13 protein-coding genes and 1 pseudogene are annotated in these 14,301 nt (G+C 57.0%); 3 read left to right on the top strand and 11 right to left on the bottom strand.

What is annotated here, in order from left to right:
- The 4 genes and pseudogenes from MHN28_RS02755 to ssb form a co-directional block, all read right to left on the bottom strand.
- A partial coding sequence (locus tag MHN28_RS02755; RefSeq protein WP_239335702.1) for a transposase occupies positions 1-115 on the bottom strand: 115 nt, incomplete at its 3' end.
- Between the two features lie 272 nt (positions 116-387).
- Positions 388-603, bottom strand: a complete 216-nt coding sequence (locus MHN28_RS02750; RefSeq protein WP_239335679.1) for a hypothetical protein — start codon at positions 601-603, stop codon at positions 388-390.
- 323 nt (positions 604-926) lie between these two features.
- Positions 927-1,043 (bottom strand): annotated as a pseudogene (locus MHN28_RS02745) (integrase core domain-containing protein); the annotation flags it as partial.
- 126 nt (positions 1,044-1,169) lie between these two features.
- Positions 1,170-1,676 (bottom strand): single-stranded DNA-binding protein, encoded by a 507-nt coding sequence (gene ssb, locus MHN28_RS02740; protein WP_239335674.1) that lies wholly within the window; start codon positions 1,674-1,676, stop codon positions 1,170-1,172.
- A 206-nt stretch (positions 1,677-1,882) separates the two neighbouring features.
- Here ssb and MHN28_RS02735 point away from each other — a divergent pair, with 206 nt between their 5' ends.
- On the top strand, positions 1,883-2,461 hold the full coding sequence (locus tag MHN28_RS02735) for a lytic transglycosylase domain-containing protein (RefSeq protein WP_239335672.1): 579 nt from the start codon (positions 1,883-1,885) through the stop codon (positions 2,459-2,461).
- Here MHN28_RS02735 and MHN28_RS02730 read toward each other — a convergent pair.
- The 6 genes from MHN28_RS02730 to miaA all read right to left on the bottom strand — a co-directional run bounded on the left by MHN28_RS02730 (position 2,458) and on the right by miaA (position 11,508).
- Positions 2,458-3,657 carry an MFS transporter gene (locus MHN28_RS02730; RefSeq protein WP_239335670.1) on the bottom strand — a complete coding sequence of 400 codons (1,200 nt, stop codon included), beginning with the start codon at positions 3,655-3,657 and terminating at the stop codon, positions 2,458-2,460. The genes MHN28_RS02735 and MHN28_RS02730 overlap by 4 nt on opposite strands.
- A gap of 121 nt (positions 3,658-3,778) precedes the next feature.
- Positions 3,779-5,866, bottom strand: a complete 2,088-nt coding sequence (locus MHN28_RS02725; RefSeq protein ID WP_239335669.1) for an ABC transporter ATP-binding protein — start codon at positions 5,864-5,866, stop codon at positions 3,779-3,781.
- Between the two features lie 91 nt (positions 5,867-5,957).
- A complete protein-coding gene (locus MHN28_RS02720) occupies positions 5,958-7,421 on the bottom strand; it encodes an ABC transporter permease (protein WP_239335666.1) in 1,464 nt (487 codons plus the stop codon).
- A gap of 13 nt (positions 7,422-7,434) precedes the next feature.
- Entirely contained in the window at positions 7,435-8,481 is a 1,047-nt protein-coding gene (locus MHN28_RS02715; RefSeq protein ID WP_239335664.1) for an ABC transporter permease, read from the bottom strand.
- Between the two features lie 137 nt (positions 8,482-8,618).
- Positions 8,619-10,289, bottom strand: a complete 1,671-nt coding sequence (locus tag MHN28_RS02710) for an ABC transporter substrate-binding protein (RefSeq protein ID WP_239335662.1) — start codon at positions 10,287-10,289, stop codon at positions 8,619-8,621.
- Positions 10,290-10,614: 325 nt separating this feature from the next.
- Positions 10,615-11,508 (bottom strand): tRNA (adenosine(37)-N6)-dimethylallyltransferase MiaA, encoded by an 894-nt coding sequence (miaA, locus tag MHN28_RS02705; protein ID WP_239335660.1) that lies wholly within the window; start codon positions 11,506-11,508, stop codon positions 10,615-10,617.
- 97 nt (positions 11,509-11,605) lie between these two features.
- Here miaA and pyrH point away from each other — a divergent pair, with 97 nt between their 5' ends.
- Positions 11,606-12,358 (top strand): UMP kinase, encoded by a 753-nt coding sequence (gene pyrH, locus MHN28_RS02700; protein ID WP_239335648.1) that lies wholly within the window; start codon positions 11,606-11,608, stop codon positions 12,356-12,358.
- 53 nt (positions 12,359-12,411) lie between these two features.
- On the opposite strand, the gene MHN28_RS02695 is transcribed toward pyrH, so the two are convergent.
- Positions 12,412-12,789 carry a VOC family protein gene (locus MHN28_RS02695; RefSeq protein WP_239335646.1) on the bottom strand — a complete coding sequence of 126 codons (378 nt, stop codon included), beginning with the start codon at positions 12,787-12,789 and terminating at the stop codon, positions 12,412-12,414.
- A gap of 274 nt (positions 12,790-13,063) precedes the next feature.
- On the opposite strand from MHN28_RS02695, the gene MHN28_RS02690 reads away from it, so the two are divergent.
- Entirely contained in the window at positions 13,064-14,290 is a 1,227-nt protein-coding gene (locus MHN28_RS02690) for an aminotransferase class V-fold PLP-dependent enzyme (RefSeq protein ID WP_239335644.1), read from the top strand.
- Positions 14,291-14,301: the final 11 nt, after the last annotated feature.

The following is a 14,301-nucleotide window of genomic DNA, read 5'->3' as shown; positions in this document are numbered from 1 at the left end:
TGTAGAAGGTGCCCTGGCTAATACCATAGCGCCTGCACACGTCAGCAGTCCGCTCGCCTGCTTCCTGTTCCTTGATCATCTGGATGATCTGTTCGTCGGTGAATCTCGTCTTCATTTGTCCGTCCTTAAGTTGGGCGGACTCTACACAAAACTGGAGGAGATTCAGGGGCTCAGGTCACACCTATTAGACTGAGAGCGGTACTGCGATGTGCTTGTAGTGACATTTTCCTCTTCGACATGAACTCCCAAATTGTCAACTTTAACCCATTTCTCTCGTGTTTCAGTTTGAGTATTACTCGACCAGTTCTGGTACTCAATGTCGAAGCGTTGCCAACGGCCAAACTGATCCTTTACGCGAAGAAAGAATACACCGTCTTCCACAGGCATTTACTCGATCCACAGTTCTTCGCGTAGCTTTGGGATGTCTACATCGAGCCAACCTGGATTGGATCGCGTCGTCCTAACGACAATCACAGCAAACTCATCACCGAATTTTCCTTGAAAGCTACCGGGAGAGTCTTTTTGCGGAACGGTTCCCAATGCAACATTTTCAAAGAAGATCTCCGCTTCGGTCAGCGCAACGCCCTCGATGTAGAGAGCCACGCTAACTTCCTCGTCAAGACGGCGAGATAAATCAGATAGCTTAGGTATAAATGCCGCTTTTGGATTGCCAAGAGCATCCCATATGAAATCACGGAATCTGAGCGAGGCCAAGCGCCGCGATTGGTCGTACAAGGCGGTAGCTAGCTATTGGAACGGGAGGTAGGCTCAGCAAGCTCTCATCTACGCTGGCAAGATCGACTGTGGAGACAGCGTCTGGGCAGTCATTGGGTGTATTGTAGCAAGTTTCTGAGGCTTCTAGTATTATCGCTATATTGCCATCGACGGCTTCTGAGCAGCCTCATCTGACTGGTCCAAGTTGATTGTTAGTGCATCATCGGCCTGTGATCCATCGAGATGATGGTTTCGGGCGCTGGTGGGCGATAGCCCAGAGCACTGTGGGGGCGTTTAGTGTGGTAGTGTTTCCTCCACCAATCAAAAATCTACATTTTTGATTGGTTTCGGAATCTCACAGGCTTGCTAATCTCAAAAATAAACACTTCTTGAGATTTTTTCTTTTTTTATAACGATGTAACTTCTAAAATCTACAATTCAGAAGTTTGTTCCCTTCAGAACGGAATCTCGTCGTCGTCGATTCCGCCGGATGCAGGGGCAGGGGCGCTGGACGGACCGCCATAGGGATCGCCATAGCCACCGCCTGCCTGACCGCCGCCATAACCGCCCGCTTGGCCGCCACCATAACCGCCGCCGCCACCGCCTTCACCGCGGCTGTCCAGCAGAGTCAGTTCACCACGGTAGGGGCGCAGAACGACCTCGGTCGAATACCGGTCCTGACCCGATTGGTCCTGCCATTTGCGGGTTTCAAGCTGACCTTCGATGTAAACTTTGCTGCCCTTGCGGAGGTATTGTTCAGCAATCCGCGCCAATGGCTCTGAGAAAATCGCCACCGAGTGCCATTCCGTGCGCTCACGACGTTCACCGGTGTTACGATCTTTCCAGGTCTCGGATGTAGCGATGCGCAGATTGCAAACCTTGCCGCCGTTCTGGAACGACCGGACCTCGGGATCGCGGCCGAGATTTCCGACCAGAATGACCTTGTTGACTGAACCTGCCATGTAGTTCCCCGTTCTTGTCTAACTCGAGTACGCGCGAATCTGGCGCGTTGTATCTATGCGACCCTATACGGCCTGTGTCATGGTTAAAACACAGTTGATGTGTGCAACAGTCGGCAAGAAATCCCCCAGCCTCTGTTTACCAAGCTTTCATTATTGCCTGAAATATCTATACTGGATTGGTTCGAGGACGAGCGGGATTGGCATTAATGCGTTTTCTAATTGGTTGTTTTTCTGCTCTGAGCCTTGCGCTGGTTTCGGTCCCGGCTGCGGCTGACACACTGTCCACCAAAAGCCGCAAGGACATTTTCCTTAAGCAATCAAAGATTCTGGATTCACGTGCTGCGACCCAATATCGCGACTCCGAGCGTCTGAAGCCAAAGACCGCTCAGCCGAAGTTCAGCAAGCGGTATAACGGTAAGTATCGCGGTCAATATCTGACGCTGGCCCGGCAAGCCGCACGAAAGCACAGTGTCCCGGAGGAGCTGTTCCTGCGCTTGGTTCAACAGGAAAGTGGATGGAACCCCCACGCGGTTTCTCACAAGGGAGCATTGGGTCTGGCTCAGCTTATGCCGGGGACTGCGCGCCTATTGGGTGTGAATCCCCACGATCCCAAACAGAACCTTGAAGGCGGGGCGCGGTACTTGTCCTGGCAGTACCGCAAGTTCAAATCCTGGCGTCTGGCGCTGGCAGCCTATAACGCAGGACCGAAGGCCGTGGAAAAACACGGCGGCGTGCCGCCATACAAGGAAACCCAGAACTATGTGAAAGTGATCTGGGGCGGCTAACCGGCTTTCTGTTTTTCAGACGAACCAAACCGCGCTGGGATCTGCATTCTAGACGTCACCACCAATACGATCAAAGCAAGAACCATCGGTGCGCAGGCCGCAAGAATTGCGGTCTGAAAGCTGGCGAATTGGGCGATCACCCCAACCGACGGACCAGCAACCAACGCTCCGATGAACAAGCTGTTGACGTACAACGCATTGGCCCGCGCCATACGCCCATTCGCCAGGTTCTGAACAAAGGTCAGACTGACTCCGGCAAAAAGACCGTAATAAGTGCCTTCAAGTGCGGCGCCGACGATCATTCCAGCCAAGCCCGAGACCTGTGACAGCACAAGAAACGCGCTTAGCCCCAATCCACCAGACAGGATCAATCCGGTCAAAGGTGAAATGAAACGTAACAGAACCGGTGTCGTCAGAATGATTACGATTTCGGCGGCTGTCTTGATCGTAAATGACAGCCCCGGCGCAAAACCTGGCAGGCCGGCCTCACGAACGTAAAACAGGGGCAGGGCACTGCTGCAAAGCACATGCGCGGTTGAGAATAGCAAGCAGGCCGTAACCGCCAGCCACAGAATTCTGTTTGTATCTGATTCATCTTCGCCAGGTTTTGTAGCCACTTCAGACCTTGCGTCCGCGGGCATGGCTGTCCGCCACAATACTGCCCAGACCGATGCAGCGGCCAATGCCGCAACAAAGACCCGGTCAGGCCCCCATTGTCCGGCCACAAAAAACGCGAGCGCCGGGCCCATCATCCAACCGAGCGACGTCATCGCCCGCAGCCAGGCGTTAAAGGAAGGAATATCAAACCCATACCGTTCGGCGCTGATGCGGCCAAAGCTGTACATGGTGGACAGGGAACTGCTGCTGAGGCTGAATCCCAGCACGCATACCGTTATCAGTGTCCCATAAGACGGCCAGAGCAGAACGGATACGAGTGCGATGACATAACCCGCGATGGACAGACCAACCAACGGCGCAAACCGATGTCCGTTGTCCAGTCGCGCGGCGAAGCTCCGGTTGAACCCGACTGTCAGCAATATCCCCAAGGCGCTATATATGCTGATTTGCCAAGGCGGGTGGCCCAGTTCCTGCACGATGTAGAATGGGATAAACGGGGCGGTCATGCTTGCGCAGAACGTGCCAGAAAGGTGCAGACCCAGAATGGCCCGCGCACGACTGTCGCCGAGAGATGTCATCGAATACTCGCCCTTGAAATCAACGCCGTAAGAAACGGCCTTCCAGCGCTATCCGATGTGTTCTACAGAAATATGACACGGCGCCGACTTTGTGCCAACGCCGTGGAATTGTCTCGCGCGGTTATTCCGCCGCGATTTTGATGACAGGCTCCATTCGGGCCAGAATGTCGTCGGCGAGGTGGCATTTCACCTGATGTCCATCTGCCAGATGCTTGACCGGTGGCACGTCCTTCTCGCACAACCCGCCCGGCACCTCGGATTTCCAGCGGCACCGAGTCTGGAACGGGCAGCCCGGTGGCGGGCTCATGGCTGATGGGATATCGCCTTCCAGAACGATGTGTTGCTTTTCGACTGATGTATCCGCAATGGGCACAGCGCTTAGCAGAGCCTCGGTGTACGGATGATAGGGCGGCGAAAAGACTTGATCCGTTGTGCCCAGTTCGACCACATGCCCCAGATACATCACCATAACGCGATCGCTGAGGTATCGCACGATGGACAGATCGTGACTGATGAACAGAAGGGTCGTCTTATGTTCGCGCTGGATCTCCATCAGCAGGTCGGTCACAGCGGCCTGAACGGACACGTCCAACGCCGAGACCGGCTCGTCCGCGACAACGATCCGGGCATCACCGGCAAAGGCCCGGGCAATACCGACACGCTGTTTCTGGCCGCCCGATAGCTGCCGCGGCATCCGGTCGGCAAAGGCGCGGGGCAGTTTCACCAGATCCAACAGCTCCAGCATTCGTTTCTTGCGCTCAGCCTCGGAATTGCCAACGCCGAAGATTTCCAGTGCACGGATGATTTGACGACCAACGGTCATCGATGGGTTCAGCGTGTCGAATGGGTTCTGGAACACCATCTGAACTTCACCCACCGTCTTGGCGTCACGTTCTTCGATGGGCACGTCCTCGATATTGCGGTTGTCCAGCAGGATTTGCCCATCTGTGGCCGTCTCAAGCCCCATCAAAACCTTGGCAAAAGTGGACTTGCCGCATCCGGATTCACCCACGATGGCAAGCGTTTCGGATTCGTGCGCCTCAAAGCTGAGGGTTTCGTTGGCTTTCACAACCTTCTTCTCACCGCCACCGAACAGAGCGTTGGCAGCAACCTCATAATACTTCTTGAGGTTGTCCATCTTCAGAACCGTGCGGCCAATCTCGCCCTTTTCTTTCTGCTCGCCCACCGTGATCGGGGCATTCCAGTCGATTTCCTTGAATTTCAGGCAGCGGGTGTGATGGCGGTCGTTGCCCGGCACGGCCTCCATAAGGATGTTCTGCGCGTCGCATCGACCCTCTTCGAAATAGTCGCAGCGCGGGCCAAAGTTACAGCCTGGCGGACGCTCGTGCGGCAGCGGGAAGTTACCCGGAATTGCCACCAGCGGGCGCGCGTTCTTGTCCGCCCCGGGCAGGGGGATCGAGCGGAACAGCGCCTGCGTATAGGGGTGCTGCATCTCGTCGAATACATCGTGGATTGAACCGCGCTCTACAGCTTCGCCCGAATACATCACGCAAAGCCGGTCGCAGGTTTCCAGAACCAGACCCAGGTTGTGGCTGATGAACAGCATCGAGGTGCCGTATTTCTTGCCCAAATCCTTGACCAGTTCGACGACGGCGGCTTCAACGGTCACGTCCAGGGCGGTGGTGGGCTCATCCAGTATCAGCAACGACGGCTTGGACATCAGCGCCATCGCAATCACGATCCTCTGTTGCTGACCGCCCGACAACTGGTGCGGAAAGGAATTCAGCATCCGCTCGGGGTCGGGCAGACGCACATCCGTCACCACTTCCAACGCGCGGGCATAAGCTTCTTCCTTGCCCACGCCCTCGTGGATCATCGGCACTTCCATCAATTGCCGCCCGATTTTCATCGCCGGGTTCAAGCTGGCCATCGGCTCCTGATAGATCATTGCGATCTCGTTGCCGCGAATGTCGCGCAACTCGTCGGTACTCATCTCACTCAGATCGCGGCCTTTGAACTTAATCGTACCGCCAACAACCCGCCCGTTCTTACCAAGGTCCTGCATGACCCCAAGCGCGACGGTGGATTTGCCGCATCCGGATTCGCCAACCAGCCCCACAGCTTCACCGGGTTGCACGCTGACCGAGAAATCCATCACGGCGGGAATTTCCCGCAGGCGGGTGAAGAATGAAATCGACAGCTTGTCGATCTCCAGAATTGGCCCGTCATAATCCGCCAGTTTGTTCATTTGTGTTCTCCTCGCGAGAGTCAGGGGATCCCCTTCATCTGGCTAAAAATACCTCGGGGGTCCGGGGGCAGAGCCCCCGGCCTTGATCACATCAGTCCTTGAGACTTTCCTCACGAAGACCATCCGCCAGCAGGTTCAGACCCAGAACCAGTGACAACAGCGCCAGCGCAGGCGGCAGGGCAGGGTGCAGATAGATCGACAACAGCTTGCGCCCTTCGTTGATCGTTGAACCCCAATCCGGGCTTTCGGGTGGCAGACCCAGTCCAAAGAAACCCAGAGTTCCCAGCAGGATGGTGGTGTAGCCGATGCGCAGACAGAAATCGACGATCAGCGGCCCACGTGCGTTGGGCAGGATTTCCCACAACATGATGTACCACGGGCCCTCGCCACGGGTCTGCGCCGCCGCCACGTAGTCGCGCGTCTTGATGTCCATCGCAAGGCCCCGCACGATGCGGAACACGGTGGGCGAGTTCACAAAGACGACCGACACGAACACAACCAGAATGCCGCCCGGGATATCGAACAGATCCAGATAAGTTGGCAGACCCCAGATACGGTAATCATCTGTGTTGATGATGTAACCGCCGGTCGAAATCAGCGACAGGTACAGCCACAGCGCGATGCCCAGAACGCCGATCAATAGCGGCGTGCGGAATTTCGGGCGGGTGTAGTAGCGCGAGTTCAGCAAGACGCCGATGAACAGGATCGGGAACACGAACAACACGGCCGCCATATAGTTCGGCACGCCCGTTGCCACGATCTCTGGCGTGACCAGCAGGTAGAACAGCAGGATAACCGGGAAAGCCAGGATCAGATTGGCAAGGAACGACAGGAACGTGTCCAGACGCCCGCCGTAGTACCCTGCGGGCAGACCCAAAGTGATCCCGACCATGAACGCGAACATCGTCGCCAGCGGAGCGATCTGAACAACGATCCAAGCGCCCTTGACCATGCGGCTAAAGACGTCTCGGGCAAGGTTGTCGCCACCCAGCAGGTACCAGGCATACTCGCCTTCTTCCGGGCTTGGCAGAGGCGTTCCAGGCACCTTGTTCTTCATGCCCGACACTTGCACCAGCGGGTCGTGTGTTACGATCAGATCCAGTGCGCCAAAGATACCGGTGAAAACCCAGAACATGACCAGGCCAAAGCCGATCATGCCGATGGGGCTGTCAAACAGTTTGCCATAAAGACCAAGGCGCCGTTTGAAGGCGATCGACATCGCAAACAGGATGATCAGCGACAGCCACACAGGCAGAAACTGCTGCGAGATCGCACCGATAATCCCGGCACCGGTACCCATGAAAATACCAAGCAGAATGTAGGCAAGCGAAAGCGCGACACAGGCGAAAAAGCTGTATCTCAGGGCCGATTGAGTCAGTCCGCGCAGACCACTGCCCGAGCTGATGGTGCCGTCGGCATTCACGGTCATCGGTGCCTCCGGCAGAATGATGCTGCCGATAATCCAGATGACGATCGATACAATCAGCGCTGCCAATGCGATCAGAAGGATGGGGTTCAGAAAGGCGATAGAGCCGGTCCAGCTAAGAGGTTCCATGATCTATCCTCCCTTACGAAATACGGATGCGCGGGTTGAGGTAGACATAGCCGATATCGGATATCAGCTGCGTCACCAGCACCACAAAGACCGACACGACCGAAATCGCCAGCAGCAGCTGGATGTCGTTGTTGCCCGCCGCCTGAACCAGTGCCCAGCCGAAGCCCTTGTAGTTGAACAGGGTCTCAACGATCACCACGCCGTTCAACAGCCACGGGAACTGCAGCATGATGACGGTGAAGGGCGCGATCAGCGCGTTGCGCAGCGCGTGTTTCAGAACGATGTTGCCGAAGGACACACCCTTTAGCCTTGCGGTTCGGATGTACTGCGCGGTCATCACCTCGGTCATCGAGGCCCGGGTCATCCGAGCGATATAGCCCATGCCGTAAAGCGCGATGGTCAGAACCGGTAGGAAGAAGTTCTCGAATGTCGGGTTGTCCATCGCCTGCGTCGCGGTACCCTTGAACCACTTCAGACCCACGGTAGACGATGTGAAGATCGCTATGAAAATCACGCCTGACACATATTCCGGTGTCGCCGTAGTGATGATCGAGAATGTGGACAGGGACCGGTCCAGTGCAGACCCTTCGCGCATTCCGGCCAGCACGCCGACCAACAGCGCGGATGGCACCATCAGGACCAGAACCCAGAACATCAGATAGCCGGTATTGCCGAGGCGCTTGCTAACAATACTGCCGACTTCATCCTTGAAAACGGTTGAGTATCCCCAGTCGCCTTGAAGAACGCCACAGAATCTTGGGGTTGTTTCTTCGGTTGACCCCGGTCGTGTGCAGGTGCCTACGAAAGTGCCGTCTTCCAGCGTTTTGGTAAAGCCCGGCATGACTCCCAGCCACTGGCCGTATTTGACCAGCGTGGGTTGCAGGTAACCGCGGTTTTCAAGCCAGGTCTCGACCTGTTCGTCGGACATCCGCTGGTTGCCTTGCGTTTTCGCAAGCTTTTCCAGGTTCGGGTAAAGGTTGGTCAGAAAAAAGACCACGAAAGTCAGGCACAATGCCGTCAGCAGCATGACGCCGAACCGTCGAAGGATGAATAGTCCCATGATGGCCCCTGTTGTTCGGGTGTTCCGCAGATCATTGGACCATTTGCTGGCCTCGGACATCCGACCCCGTGTCGGCCTGTCTGCGGCTGGAAAGGGGCGCCCCGATCAGGCGCCCCCGTTTTATCGTCCGGCAGGTTTTAGGCTGCCCAGCCCCACTTGTAGTGGTGGTGCTCGAAGGAGACATGCATGTCGGTGCCGACAAGACCGTCCTTCATGTGGCGATACAGCGAACGCCAATAGGGCTGAATGGTCACGCCTTCTTCCTGGATCATCGCTTCGCCCTTGGCGACCACTTCACGGCGCTTGTCCGCATCCGCGATGGCCAGAGCTTCGGTCAGCAGGGCATCGAACTCGGCGTTCGCCCAGCCGAACTCGTTCCAGGCTTCGCCAGAACGATAGGCCAGCGCCCAGATCTGAACACCCAGTGGGCGGTGGTTCCAGTTGGTCGAGCTGTAGGGATACTTCGCCCAGTCGTTCCAGAAGGTGTTGCCCGGCAGAACGGTCCGCTTGACCTTGATGCCCGCGTCGCGCAGCTGCGCCGCAACCGCGTCGGTGGTGTTCCGGCGCCAGTCGTCGTCGATCGAAATCAGCTCGTGCTCGAAATCGATCATTCCGGCTTCTTCCATCAGTGCGCGAGCACCATCAGGATCGACCTTCTGCGGCGGCAGTTCGAAGTAATCCGGGTGGATCGGTCCAACGTGGTGGTTTTCCGCAGGCGCACCGCGACCGCCGTAACCCAGCTCCAGACAGATCGAGTTATCGACCGCCATCTGCAGCGCCTGACGGACGCGCTTGTCTTCGTACGGTTTCTTGCCGTCGATCTCGGCCAGCTGGTTTGGGCGGACGACGATGGTGTTCATCGTTACAACTTCGGACTTGATGTATCCGAGGCTGTCCATCACGTCGATGAATTCACCAACCGATTCATACAGCATGTCGACTTCGTCGGATTCCAGTGCCGCCAGCCATGCGGACGGGTCGGTGCCGTAGTCGATGTATTCGATGCTGTCCAAGGCCGGGCGGCCAAAGATGGCTTCACCCCACCAGGTGTGGTCCTCGTTGCGCACCAGAACGCCTTTGACGCCGACTTCGAGTTCGCTCATCAGATACGGGCCGGTGCCCACATTATTCAGCAGATCGGTTTCGCTGAACGAGCTGTGAACGATGGCCGCAGGATAATCCGCCATGCCCGCGATCAGCGAGATGTCAGAGGCGGGCAGGTTTAGTTTGACGGTGTTGGCGTCGACAACCTCGATACCACCTTCAATCGCCTGGCCGGACTCGGGATCAACCAGGGTTGCAAAACGACCCGCCATCGAGTTGGTTTCCGAGCTCTTGTCGCACCAGCGCGCGATGTTGCGTGCTACGTCATCGGCGGTGAAGTCATCACCGTTGTTCCATTTGACGCCCGGGCGAATTTTCAGAGTGTACTCGGTCGCGTCGTCGTTGACTTCCCAACCTTCCAGCAGCATCCCGCGGAACGTACCGTCCGAGTTGTACTCGACCAGATACTCAAGAGTACCACGGCTGTAGTTGCCGATCTGCGACCAGTCATAGGTGCGCGGATCTTTCAGGGCGCGAACTTCCATCTGGACACGCAGAGTACCGCCTTCTTTCTTGGCGTCTTCACCGGCCGCATGCACCGGCGCGGTCAGGCCGATCATGCCGTAGGCCGCTGCTGCGGTGACGCCAAGCCCGGTGGTGCGGGTCAGAAATTCGCGTCGGTTCATTTTACCGTCCCGATATTCCTGAGCATGCATTTCAGCCGCCCAGTGAATCGGTGCTCCGGTCGTTGTCTGGTTTTTCATTAACGTTACTCCCTGTGATACGGTAATTTTTTGGATGTAGCTTTGAACCGCTCAGGCCGGCATGCTCCGGGTGGCAGGTTCATGGTTTTTCTTATTTCGGATTCTGAACATCCCCATACCTGACATTCGGCACCAGAATTCGGGTTAGGTCAATGTTCGAAATCGTCATTCGGGGTACAAAAACGACATTGGTGGGCAGAGTTTACCGCGCTCAGCTCCGCCAATCTTAGGGAAACCCCTTTGTTCTACCTTTAGAGCAAAGCGGATTCGCCGCGTTGTTCCTGCGCGTTCGACTGTTATTTTTCCGCCTTAGTTTTTTGAGGTATCATTTTGATAAATCAATCCGATTCCAGGATTTCATACGCGCGCGGAACCAGGTGCGCTGCCGCTTTGCGAATTGCCGCGTTGAAATCGTTGCCCGATCGCGGGCCTCTTCCAGCGTCATTTCGCCATCAAGATAGGCCATAAGTTCGGGTACTCCGATGGCTTTGAATGCGGGCAGGGACGGATCGTACAGCTCTCGCATGCTTTCCACCTCCTGCAACGCACCGGTATCCAGCATCTGATCAAAGCGGCGCGTTATCCGTTCCAGAAGCCATTGTTTGTCCACGTCAAATACGGTGGGCACCGTGTTCTTCACATCCAGAATTGGCGGCGGAGTTTCCTCTTGCCAGTCGCTGAGACTACGACCCGAGGCCTGTTGCACTTCCCATGCGCGCTGAACCCGCGCGCGGTTTTGGGTGTCGATCCGGGCCAGCGTTCGGGCATCGACCCCTTCGATCAGGGTTTGCAGTGTCAGCGTGTCGGCCTCAGCCCGGATTTCCGGAGGCGTCGCGGGTATGTCGGCCATCCCTTCGGTCAGCGCGGAAAAATAGAGGCCCGTGCCGCCGACGATGATCGGGCGCGTACCACTCTGCAGTAGCGGTTTCACCTCGCGCAGCCAGTGGCCGGTGGAATAGGTCTGGTCATAGGCGATATGGCCGTACAGCAGATGCGGCGCGCGTGCTTCCTCTTCGGCTGACGGCCGGGCAGAAATCACGCGCCAGCAATCGTAGACCTGGCTTGCATCAGCATTCACGATCACCCCTCCAAACTGCTCGGCGATCAGCAGGGCCAGGGCCGACTTACCCGACGCAGTGGGCCCGGCAATCAGCACGGGTTTTTCGTCAGGAATTGGGGGCAGGCGGTCCAAAATCTGCGTTTCTGCGGGATCGGTCATTAAGGGCCGCCTCATTCCTTACCAACCGCATTGAACCTGCGGAGGTTTTGCTTCATTTTGCGCCGGAAAATAAACCCGTGCCAGCCCGGAGCGCAACATGACCCTTTCCCCGACCACCGATATCATCGAGAACACGAAGACAAAATACGATCGCGTGATGCTGAAAATTTCGGGCGAGGCGCTTATGGGCGATCAGGGGTTCGGCCTGCATCCGCCAACAGTTCAGCGTATCGCGCAAGAGGTCAAATCGGTGCACGATCTGGGCGTCGAGATCTGCATGGTGATCGGGGGCGGGAACATCTTCCGCGGCCTAAGCGGTTCGGCGCAGGGGATGGAGCGGACGACGGCCGACTACATGGGCATGTTGGCCACGGTGATGAACGCACTGGGGATGCAGTCCGCACTGGAAGAGATCGGCGTGTTCACCCGGGTTATCTCGGCCATCCGTATGGACGAAGTGTGTGAGCCCTATATCCGCCGCCGCGCTGTGCGCCACCTGGAAAAGAAACGGGTCTGCATCTTTGCTGCCGGTACCGGCAACCCGTATTTCACCACCGACACTGCCGCGACGTTGCGCGCCAACGAAATGGCCTGTCAGGCGATCTTCATGGGCAAGAACGGCGTGGACGGGGTCTATGACAAAGATCCCAAAGAGCACGCGGATGCGGTCCGCTATGACACGGTCACTTATGACGATGTGCTGGCCAAACGGCTGCGGGTCATGGATGCTTCGGCCATTGCGCTGGCGCGCGACAACAACCTGCCCCTGATCGTCTTCGGACTGGATGAGCCCGGCGGTTTCCGCGGAATTCTGGCGGGCGAGGGGACCTATACCAAGGTACAAGGCTAACGCCTGTCTCTTGATCCTGAAAAAGGCCGGGCCAAGCTGCCCGGCCTTTTTTCTTATGTGCCTTCAAAGAAGCCAACAGAGTTGCCATCTGGGTCTGTCGCATAAAAGAACCGACCGGCCGGAATTTGGATTGGCTCGGACACGACTTTCCCGCCTGCATCTTCGACCCGTTTCATGACGTCCTCCAACGCGCCTTCAGCGGCCAGATGCAATGTCGGTCCCTGTCCCTTCTCGGCGGGCTTGCCGGGGTGAAGATGCAAGGCAACGCCGGTTGCAGGATCGGTGGGATTGAATACAGCCATGGGGTTGGGCGCATCTTGCGCCAATTCCAGTGTCGCACCGGTTACTGTTGAGTAAAAGGCGATGGCCTGTTCCATATCCCGCACAGGCAATTCTCCCCACACAAGAAAATCCTTGGGTTTGTAGTTCATGTTGGTTCCTCACGGTCGTTTGTATGTGGGTACAGTGCCAAAACCTGATGACAGAATCCGGCATCAGCGGCAAAGCTTGACCGGGCTGCAATCGTCAGGTTATCTGAGCCGGTCGCAGGAGCAGGAGGATAACTGTACCTGTGGCTGCCGCCGGACCAAGGACTTGTGACTGGACTGCGGCTTGGCTGGAAGACCTGCCATGTTTTCGGAGCGGTCCGGGATCATGAGCGGACCGACAATCAAGACGTGGACAACGACCAAGGAGTGAGGCGGGATGACATCCCTTGATATTGATTTTGTTCGGGCGCAGTTCCCGGCATTTTCCGAGCCCAGCCTGCAGGGGCAAGCATTCTTCGAGAATGCAGGCGGGTCATACACTTGCAAGCCGGTGCTTGACCGCCTGACGCGGTATTACACACGGCGCAAGGTTCAGCCATATAGCCCCTACGATGCAAGCCGTCTGGCCGGTGAAGAAATGGACGAAGCCCGCGCCCGTATGGCTGCCATTCTGGGGGTCGACACCGACGAACTGAGTTTTGGGCCTTCAACCACGCAAAACACTTATGTTCTGGCACAGGCTTTTCGCCAATGGATGAAGCCGGGTGAGGCGATTATTGTCACCAATCAGGATCACGAGGCGAACTCCGGTCCGTGGCGGCGTCTGGCCGATGAAGGAATTGAAATCCGCGAGTGGCAGATTGATCCGGAGACGGGATCGCTCAATCCGATGGATCTGGAGAACATGCTGGACGAAAGCGTGCGTCTGGTGTGCTTTCCCCATTGCTCTAACGTGATCGGAGAGATCAACCCGGTCACCGAAATCACCGCGATCGCCCATGCCGCCGGGGCGTTCGTATGTGTGGACGGCGTATCTTACGCACCGCACGGGTTCCCGAATGTGGGCGATCTTGGGCCGGATATCTACCTGTTCTCGGCCTACAAGACATATGGTCCGCATCAGGGCTGCATGGTGATCCGCCGTACGTTAGGTGAAATGCTGCCGAACCAGGCGCACTACTTCAACGGGGACGTTTTGTATAAGCGGTTCACCCCGGCCGGACCCGACCACGCCCAGATCGCAGCTAGCGCCGGCATGGCGGATTATGTCGACCTGCTGAGCGATCATCACAACGGGCCCGAGGCCGGAGCTACCGAACGCGGCACCTTCGTGCACGACTTGATGCGCGCGCAGGAGGTCGCTCTGCTGCAGCCGGTTTTGGATGCCGTAAAAGATCGCAATGCTGTGCGCCTTATCGGGACGTCCGATGCCAACCGCCGCGCGCCCACGGTAGCATTGGCGCTGAACCGCAACGCCGAAGCCGTTGCCGCCGATCTTGTCGGGCATGGCATCATGGCAGGTGGCGGCGATTTCTATGCCGTGCGCCCACTACAGGCAATGGGGGTCGATCTGGATCAGGGTGTTCTGCGGGTCAGTTTCACGCACTATACCTCTCAACAGGAAATTGATCAGCTATTGAATGCACTTGACGACGTTTTGTGATCCAGTTTCCG

This window comes from Ruegeria sp. Ofav3-42 (genome assembly GCF_022347725.1).
Lineage (GTDB): Bacteria > Pseudomonadota > Alphaproteobacteria > Rhodobacterales > Rhodobacteraceae > Ruegeria.
Note: the sequence above shows the minus strand (reverse complement) of the source record. Positions and strands in the feature narration are given on the sequence as shown.